We start from the raw sequence: 6,492 nt of genomic DNA on the forward strand, positions 1-6,492 counted from the left end.
GGACGCCGGGTTGACCGAGCCGAGCAGGAAGGCCGCGACCACGAGCCCGGCCAGCAGGGCCAGCTGCCCGAGTGCCTCGCCGGCCCGCCAGTCCACGGTCCCGGCCACGATGAGGGCTGCGTCGTCGCGCGTCATGCCGACGGCCCCGGTCGCGGCGAGACCGCCACGGCGATCGTCCCCGGCCCGACATGGGCGCCGACGACGGCGCCGAGCTCGCGCAGCTGGACCTCGTGGGCACGCTCGGCCTTCTCGCGCAGCCGGGCTGCGAGGTCCTCGGCGCGGGCGGCCGAGTCGAGGTGGTGCACCGCGATGTCGACGCCGTCCCAGCCCGGCCGCTCCGTGCGCGCCGCCGCGAGCGCGAGCTCCTCCAGCCGGCTGAGGGCCCGGGCGGAGGTCCGCACCTTCTCGAGGGCCCTGATGTGGCCGTCCTTCAGCGACAGGATGGGCTTGATCGCGAGCGCCGAGCCGAGGAAGGCCGACGCAGCACCGATCCGGCCGCCCCGGCGCAGATGCTCCAGGGTGTCCACGTAGAACACCACGGTCGACGCCTCGGCGCGTGCCAGCGCCTGTGCCGCAACGGTTTCCGCACTCTCACCGGCAGCCGCGGCGTCAGCCGCGCTCAGCACGGCATACCCCATGGCCATGCCGAGCGACCGGGAGTCCACCACGCTGACCGGGATCGGCGACTCCTGCGCGGCGAGCTGCGCCGACTGCACGGTGCTCGACATGTCGCCGGAGATGTGGATGGACACGACCGCGCTCGCCCCGTCGGCCGAGGCTGCCTCGTAGGCGTCGAGGAAGGCCTGCGGGGAGGGTCGCGAGGTGCTCACCGGCCGGTAGGCGCGCAGCGCGGCGGCCACCTCCTCGGTCGTGACGTCGACGCCCTCGGAGAACTCCTGGCCCGCGATGACGACGTGCAGGGGCACCACCCGGATGCCGCGTTCGGCGACCACGGATGACGGCAGGTATGCCGTGGTGTCGGTGACAATGGCGACGCTCACGGGAGCAGGCTAGCCACCGCCGCGCAGCGAGGCGGCCAACGCCACCGAGGAGGACACGGCGGCGAGCGCGCGGGCGTGGTTCCAGCGTGTCCACTCGGTCACGTACGCGCCCCACCGGGCCGCGGCCCCCGGGGCGGAGGGGTCCAGCGCCGCGAGCGCGTTGTTGCGCGGGATGTTGGCGGCGGCCGTCACCGCGAACCCCGTGAGGCCGAGCAGGGCGCCGGCGACCCGCAGGCTGCGCCCCTCCCCCGGTCCGGAGATCACCGCGTGCACGCCCACCACGGCGGACCCGAGGGCCGACCCGAGCAGCGGCACCATGAGCAGGCTTCGCGGTGCCGCCTCGTTGATGGCCTGCATCGCCAGCAGCCCCTCGCGCCGGGGCAGGCGCCGCAGGGCAGGCATCACGAAGGAGGAGAACGCGAACAGCGCGCCGCCGAGGACACCCGACGCGACCGCGGTCCCAGCGGTCGTGATCGTCATGAGACCGGTCATGCCACGGTCCGTCCGGTCCGGGCGCCGTCGCCTGTCACCCGTCGGGCGAACTCCCCGAAGGAGCGTGGCTCGCGCCCGAGCACCTCGCGAATCCCGTTGGTGGTGCTGGTGTTCCGCCCATCGAACAGCTCTCCGAAGAGGTGCGCCAGGGCGCCGGCGTCCCCCGGCGGCATACCGGCATCGACGGCGAGCTCGGCGAACCGCGCCGCGCTCACGGGCGTGAAGTCGACGCGCCGCCCGCTGGCCTCGGACAGCGTCGCGGCGACCTCGTCGAAGGTGAGTGCCTCGGGGCCGGTCAGCTCGTGGACCATCCCCGCGTGGGCGCCCGAGCTGAGCGCCGCCACTGCGACGTCGGCAATGTCCTCGGCGTCCACGAAGGGCTCGGCCGCCGACCGGTCGCACGGCAGGGCGAGCACCCCGGCCGCCACGGCCTCGGCGAAGGCGCCCTCGGTGAAGTTCTGGTCGAACCACGCGCAGCGCACGACCGTTCCCTGCGGCAGGGCGGCCAGGAACGCGAGCTCGCACTCGCGCGCCGCGGGCTCCCCTCGCCCGGAGAGCAGCACGGCGCGCTCGACGCCAGCCCCGGCGGCCACCGCGGCCACCGCGGTGACCGCCTCGAGCCCGCCGGGGAAGGCGAGGTCCGGCTGGTAGGCGAGGTAGGCCGCGCGGGCGCCGTCCAGCGCCGCCGGCCACGAGGTCGGGTCGCCCCAGTCGAAGCGCGTGGCGGTCGTGCGGCCGAGGGGTCGCACCGCGACGCCGTCGGCGACCAGGCGGGCGGCGACCCGGCGGCCGGTCTTGCCATGTGCACCGGTGACGGCGACGGGTCCGGGGGCTGGGATCTGGTTGGTGTTCATGGGCACCATGACAGCGCTGGCGGCCAAGACGCTCCATCGCCGAGAGTGCCCTTCGCATACGCAGGCGTCTACAGTCGTGGGGTGGACGCGATCACCGCGGTGCTCGACGGGCCGCGGGCCCGGGACGCCTTCGTCCTGCGCTGCGTGCTCTCGCCGCCGTGGTCGCTGCGCATCGGCGACGAGGCGCCGCTCTCCGTGCTCGTCGTGACCCGCGGCCACGCATGGGTCCGCCACGACGACACCCCGCCCACGTGCCTCACGCCCGGTGACGTGGCCCTCGTGAAGGGCCCCGACCACTACACGGTCGCCGACGACCCCGACCGACCGCCGCAGGTCCTCATCGACACCGAGCAGCAGTGCCACGACCTGCTCGGCGCCCCGCTCGCCCTCACCATGGCCCTCGGCGTCCGGACGTGGGGCAACGCCCCCGACGGCGAGACGGCCCTGCTCACCGGCTCCTACGACCTGGCCAGCCAGCTCACGCCCCGGCTCCTCGACGCCCTGCCCCGCCTTGCCGTCGTGGGCGCAGCCGAGTGGCGCTCGCCGCTGGTGTCGGTGATGGAGGCCGAGCTCGGCCGTGAGGACACCGGGCAGGCCGTGGTGCTCGACCGCCTGCTCGACCTGCTCCTCATCGAGGCGCTGCGGGCCTGGTTCGCCCACCCGGAACGCTCGGCCCCGCGCTGGTGGACCGCCACGCACGACCCCACGCTCGGGCCGGCCCTGCGCGCCGTCCACCACCGGCCTGAGCACCCGTGGAGCGTCGCGTCACTCGCCTCCGAGGCCGGGCTGTCCCGGGCCGCGTTCGCGCGGCGGTTCACCGAGGTCGTCGGAGAGACCCCGATGGCCTACCTCACCGACTGGCGGCTCGCGCTGGCCGCCGACGAGCTGCGCGGTGGCGACGCGACCGTGGCCGCCATCGCACGTGGCGTGGGCTACGCCAGCCCGTTCTCGCTGAGCATCGCCTTCAAGCGCCGCTTCGGCCTGAGCCCCCAGGCATTCCGCCGCGCCCACACCGCGGACCGGCGCCGCGCGGCCACACCGACCTCGTCGACGCCGGAGCGCTGACGCCGGGACGCCATGGCCCTCGGGCGGCCGGCCGCGCGAGGGGTGTGGGGGACCCTCAGGCGGGGACGACGTTGACGAGCTTGGGTGCCCGCACGATCACCGTCCGCACGCCGTTCTCCGTCGCGGCGACCACCTTGGGCAGCGCCATGACCTGTTCGCGCAGCGCCTCCTCGGTGATGTCCGCGGCGACCTCGAGGCGGTCGCGGACCTTGCCCTTGATCTGCACGACGCAGGTGACGGTCTCCTCGACGAGCAGGGCAGGGTCCGCCGTGGGGAACGGCTCGTAGGTGATCGTCTCGGTGTGGCCCAGCCGCTGCCAGAGCTCCTCGGCGATGTGCGGTGCGAGCGGAGCCACCATGAGGACGATCGCCTCCGCGGCGGCGCGCGGCACGGCCTGCAGCTTCGTGAGCGCGTTGTTCAGCTCGATCAGCCGGGCGATCGCGGTGTTGAAGGACAGCCCCGCGAAGTCGCGCCCGACGGCGTCGATGGTCCGGTGCAGGACGCGGGCGGTCTCGCTGTCGAGCGGCTCGTCGACGACCCGGACGTCGCCGGTCTCCTCGTCGACGACGTTGCGCCACAGCCGCTGCAGGAAGCGCTGGGAGCCCACGACCGCGCGCGTCTCCCAGGGGCGCGACAGCTCCAGCGGCCCCATGCCCATCTCGTAGACCCGGAAGGTGTCGGCGCCGTAGGCGTCGTACATCTCGTCCGGGCTCACGACGTTCTTCAGCGACTTGCCGATCTTGCCGTACTCGCGGTTGACCACCTGGCCCTTCCACGTGAACATCGGCTCGCCGCCGTACTCGCCGGCGGTCTCCTGGACCTCGGCGGCGGGGACGTACTGGCCGCGCTCGTCGGTGAAGGCGTAGGCCTGGATGTAGCCCTGGCTGAAGTACTTCCGGAACGGCTCCTCGCTGGAGAGGTGGCCGAGGTCGAAGAGCACCTTGTGCCAGAACCGCGCGTAGAGCAGGTGCAGCACGGCGTGCTCGACGCCGCCGACGTAGAGGTCGACGCCGCCCGGGTCCCGGGCCCCGGCAGGGGCACCGTCGACGGGGGTGTCGCGCGGGCCCATCCAGTACGCCTCGTTCTCGGGGTCGACCAGCGCCTCGGCGTTCGCGGGGTCGAGGTAGCGCAGGTAGTACCAGCACGAGCCGGCCCAGTTCGGCATGGTGTTGGTCTCGCGGCGGTACTTCTGCACGCCTCGGCCGTCGCCGAGGTCGAGCTCGACCTCGACCCACTCGGGCACCCGCGACAGCGGCGGCTCCGGGCTCGACGTGGCGTCGTCGGGATCGAAGGTCTTGGGCGAGTAGTCGGGGACGTCCGGCAGGGTGACGGGCAGCATCGACTCGGGCACCGCGTGGCTGTTGCCCTGCTCGTCGAAGACGATGGGGAACGGCTCGCCCCAGTAGCGCTGGCGTGAGAACAGCCAGTCGCGCAGCTTGTAGTTGACGGTTCCCTCGCCCAGGCCCTTGGCCTGCAGCCATTCGATGATGGCCGCCTTGGCGTCGGCGACGCCCATCCCGTCGAGGGAGATCTCGTCGTTGGCGGAGTTGACCGCCGGCCCCTCGCCCACGAACGCCTCGTCCTCGGGGTGGTCGGCCGGGGGCTGGACCGTACGGATGATGGGCAGCTCGAAGCGGGTGGCGTACTCCCAGTCGCGGTGGTCCTGCGCGGGCACCGCCATGATCGCCCCGGTGCCGTAGCCCATGAGGACGTAGTCGGCGACGAAGACCGGGATCTGCTGCCCCGTGGCGGGATTCGTCGCGAACGCGCCCGTGAAGACGCCGCTCTTGTCCTTGCCCTCGGTCTGGCGCTCGACCTCACTCTTGCGCGAGGCCTCGAGCTGGTATGCCGCGACGGCCGCCTTCGGGGTCGCCGCACCGCTCGTCCACGACTCCTTGGTCCCCGCAGGCCAGTCTCCCTGGGCGACAAGGGTGTCCAGCAGTGGGTGCTCGGGCGCGAGGACCATGAAGGTGGCACCGAAGATGGTGTCGGGGCGCGTCGTGAAGACCTCGATGGCGGCGTCCTGACCGACCACCGGGAAGGACACCCGGGCGCCCTGGCTGCGGCCGATCCAGTTGCGCTGCATGAGCTTGACCTTCTCCGGCCAGTCCACCCGGTCGAGGTCGTCGGACAAGCGGTCGGCGTACGCGGTGATCCGCATCATCCACTGGCGCAGGCTCCGCTTGAAGACGGGGTAGTTCCCGCGCTCGGAGCGGCCCTCGTTGGTGACCTCCTCGTTCGAGAGCACCGTGCCCAGCCCGGGGCACCAGTTGACCGGCGCCTCGGAGGTGTAGGCGAGACGGTGGCCGTCCAGGATGTCGTGCTGCTCACCGGGGCTCAGGGCAGCCCAGTCACGGCCGTCGGGTGTCGGGCGCGCGCCGCTGGCGAACTGCTCGACCAGCTCGGCGATGGGCCGGGCCCTCCCGAGGCCACCGTCCTCGCGCGCCGCGTCGGGGTCGTACCAGGAGCTGTAGATCTGCAGGAAGATCCACTGGGTCCAGCGGTAGTAGTCGGGGTCGATGGTGGCGATCGTGCGCCGGTCGTCGTGGCCGAGGCCGAGGCGCCGCAGCTGGCGCTTCATGACGACCATGTTCTCCTCGGTCGTCTTGCGGGGGTGCTGGCCGGTCTGCACGGCGAACTGCTCGGCGGGCAGGCCGAAGGCGTCGTAGCCCAGGCAGTGCAGGACGTTCTTGCCCGCCATCCGGTTGAACCGCGCGTAGACGTCGGTGGCGATGTACCCCAGGGGGTGGCCGACGTGCAGGCCGGCGCCGCTCGGGTAGGGGAACATGTCGAGGACGAGGAGCTTCTCGCGGCCCGCGACCTTCTCGGGCTCGGCCCATGGCCCGGCCGGGTTCGGGGCGTGGAAGGTCCCCTCCTCCTGCCACCGGTCCTGCCAGGCGACCTCGATCTGGCCGGCCAGCTCGGCGGTGTAGCGGTGCGGCGTCTCGTTCATCTCATCCCTCGTGTCGTGGTTGCGGTGCTGCTTGCCTGCGCTGGGTCGGCTCACCCTGGCCAGTTCACAAAAAAGCCCCTCGCGCAGGAGGGGTTAGCCGCGGTGACGTCCGTCGTCCGGTCCGTCA

5 protein-coding genes are annotated in these 6,492 nt (G+C 72.9%); 1 reads left to right on the forward strand and 4 read right to left on the reverse strand.

The features are described 5' to 3' along the window. Positions 1-131: 131 nt before the first annotated feature. Genes VIB11_RS17270 through VIB11_RS17280 form a run of 3 tightly spaced genes read right to left on the reverse strand, consistent with a single transcriptional unit; the run spans position 132 to position 2,347 of the window. Positions 132-1,001, reverse strand: a complete 870-nt coding sequence (locus VIB11_RS17270; protein WP_332057303.1) for a DegV family protein — start codon at positions 999-1,001, stop codon at positions 132-134. Positions 1,002-1,010: 9 nt separating this feature from the next. Further along, a complete protein-coding gene (locus VIB11_RS17275; RefSeq protein ID WP_332057304.1) occupies positions 1,011-1,493 on the reverse strand; it encodes a DUF1772 domain-containing protein in 483 nt (160 codons plus the stop codon). Then, positions 1,490-2,347 carry an NmrA family transcriptional regulator gene (locus VIB11_RS17280; protein ID WP_332057305.1) on the reverse strand — a complete coding sequence of 286 codons (858 nt, stop codon included), beginning with the start codon at positions 2,345-2,347 and terminating at the stop codon, positions 1,490-1,492. The genes VIB11_RS17275 and VIB11_RS17280 overlap by 4 nt, the downstream gene beginning before the upstream one ends. An 81-nt stretch (positions 2,348-2,428) precedes the next feature. On the opposite strand from VIB11_RS17280, the gene VIB11_RS17285 reads away from it, so the two are divergent. Then, on the forward strand, positions 2,429-3,412 hold the full coding sequence (locus VIB11_RS17285) for an AraC family transcriptional regulator (RefSeq protein WP_332057306.1): 984 nt from the start codon (positions 2,429-2,431) through the stop codon (positions 3,410-3,412). A gap of 55 nt (positions 3,413-3,467) precedes the next feature. On the opposite strand, the gene leuS is transcribed toward VIB11_RS17285, so the two are convergent. Continuing rightward, complete coding sequence (gene leuS / locus VIB11_RS17290; RefSeq protein ID WP_332057307.1) at positions 3,468-6,365, reverse strand: leucine--tRNA ligase; 2,898 nt, start codon at positions 6,363-6,365, stop codon at positions 3,468-3,470. Positions 6,366-6,492 lie beyond the last annotated feature (127 nt).

It is taken from the genome of Pedococcus sp., from assembly GCF_036554925.1.
GTDB lineage: Bacteria > Actinomycetota > Actinomycetes > Actinomycetales > Dermatophilaceae > Pedococcus_A.

Coding starts and splice junctions, on each gene's coding strand:
- VIB11_RS17275 (WP_332057304.1), bottom strand. CDS start 1,493: ATGACCGGTCTCATGACGATCACGACCGCTGGGACCGCGGTCGCGTCG.
- VIB11_RS17280 (WP_332057305.1), bottom strand. CDS start 2,347: ATGAACACCAACCAGATCCCAGCCCCCGGACCCGTCGCCGTCACCGGT.
- leuS (WP_332057307.1), bottom strand. CDS start 6,365: ATGAACGAGACGCCGCACCGCTACACCGCCGAGCTGGCCGGCCAGATC.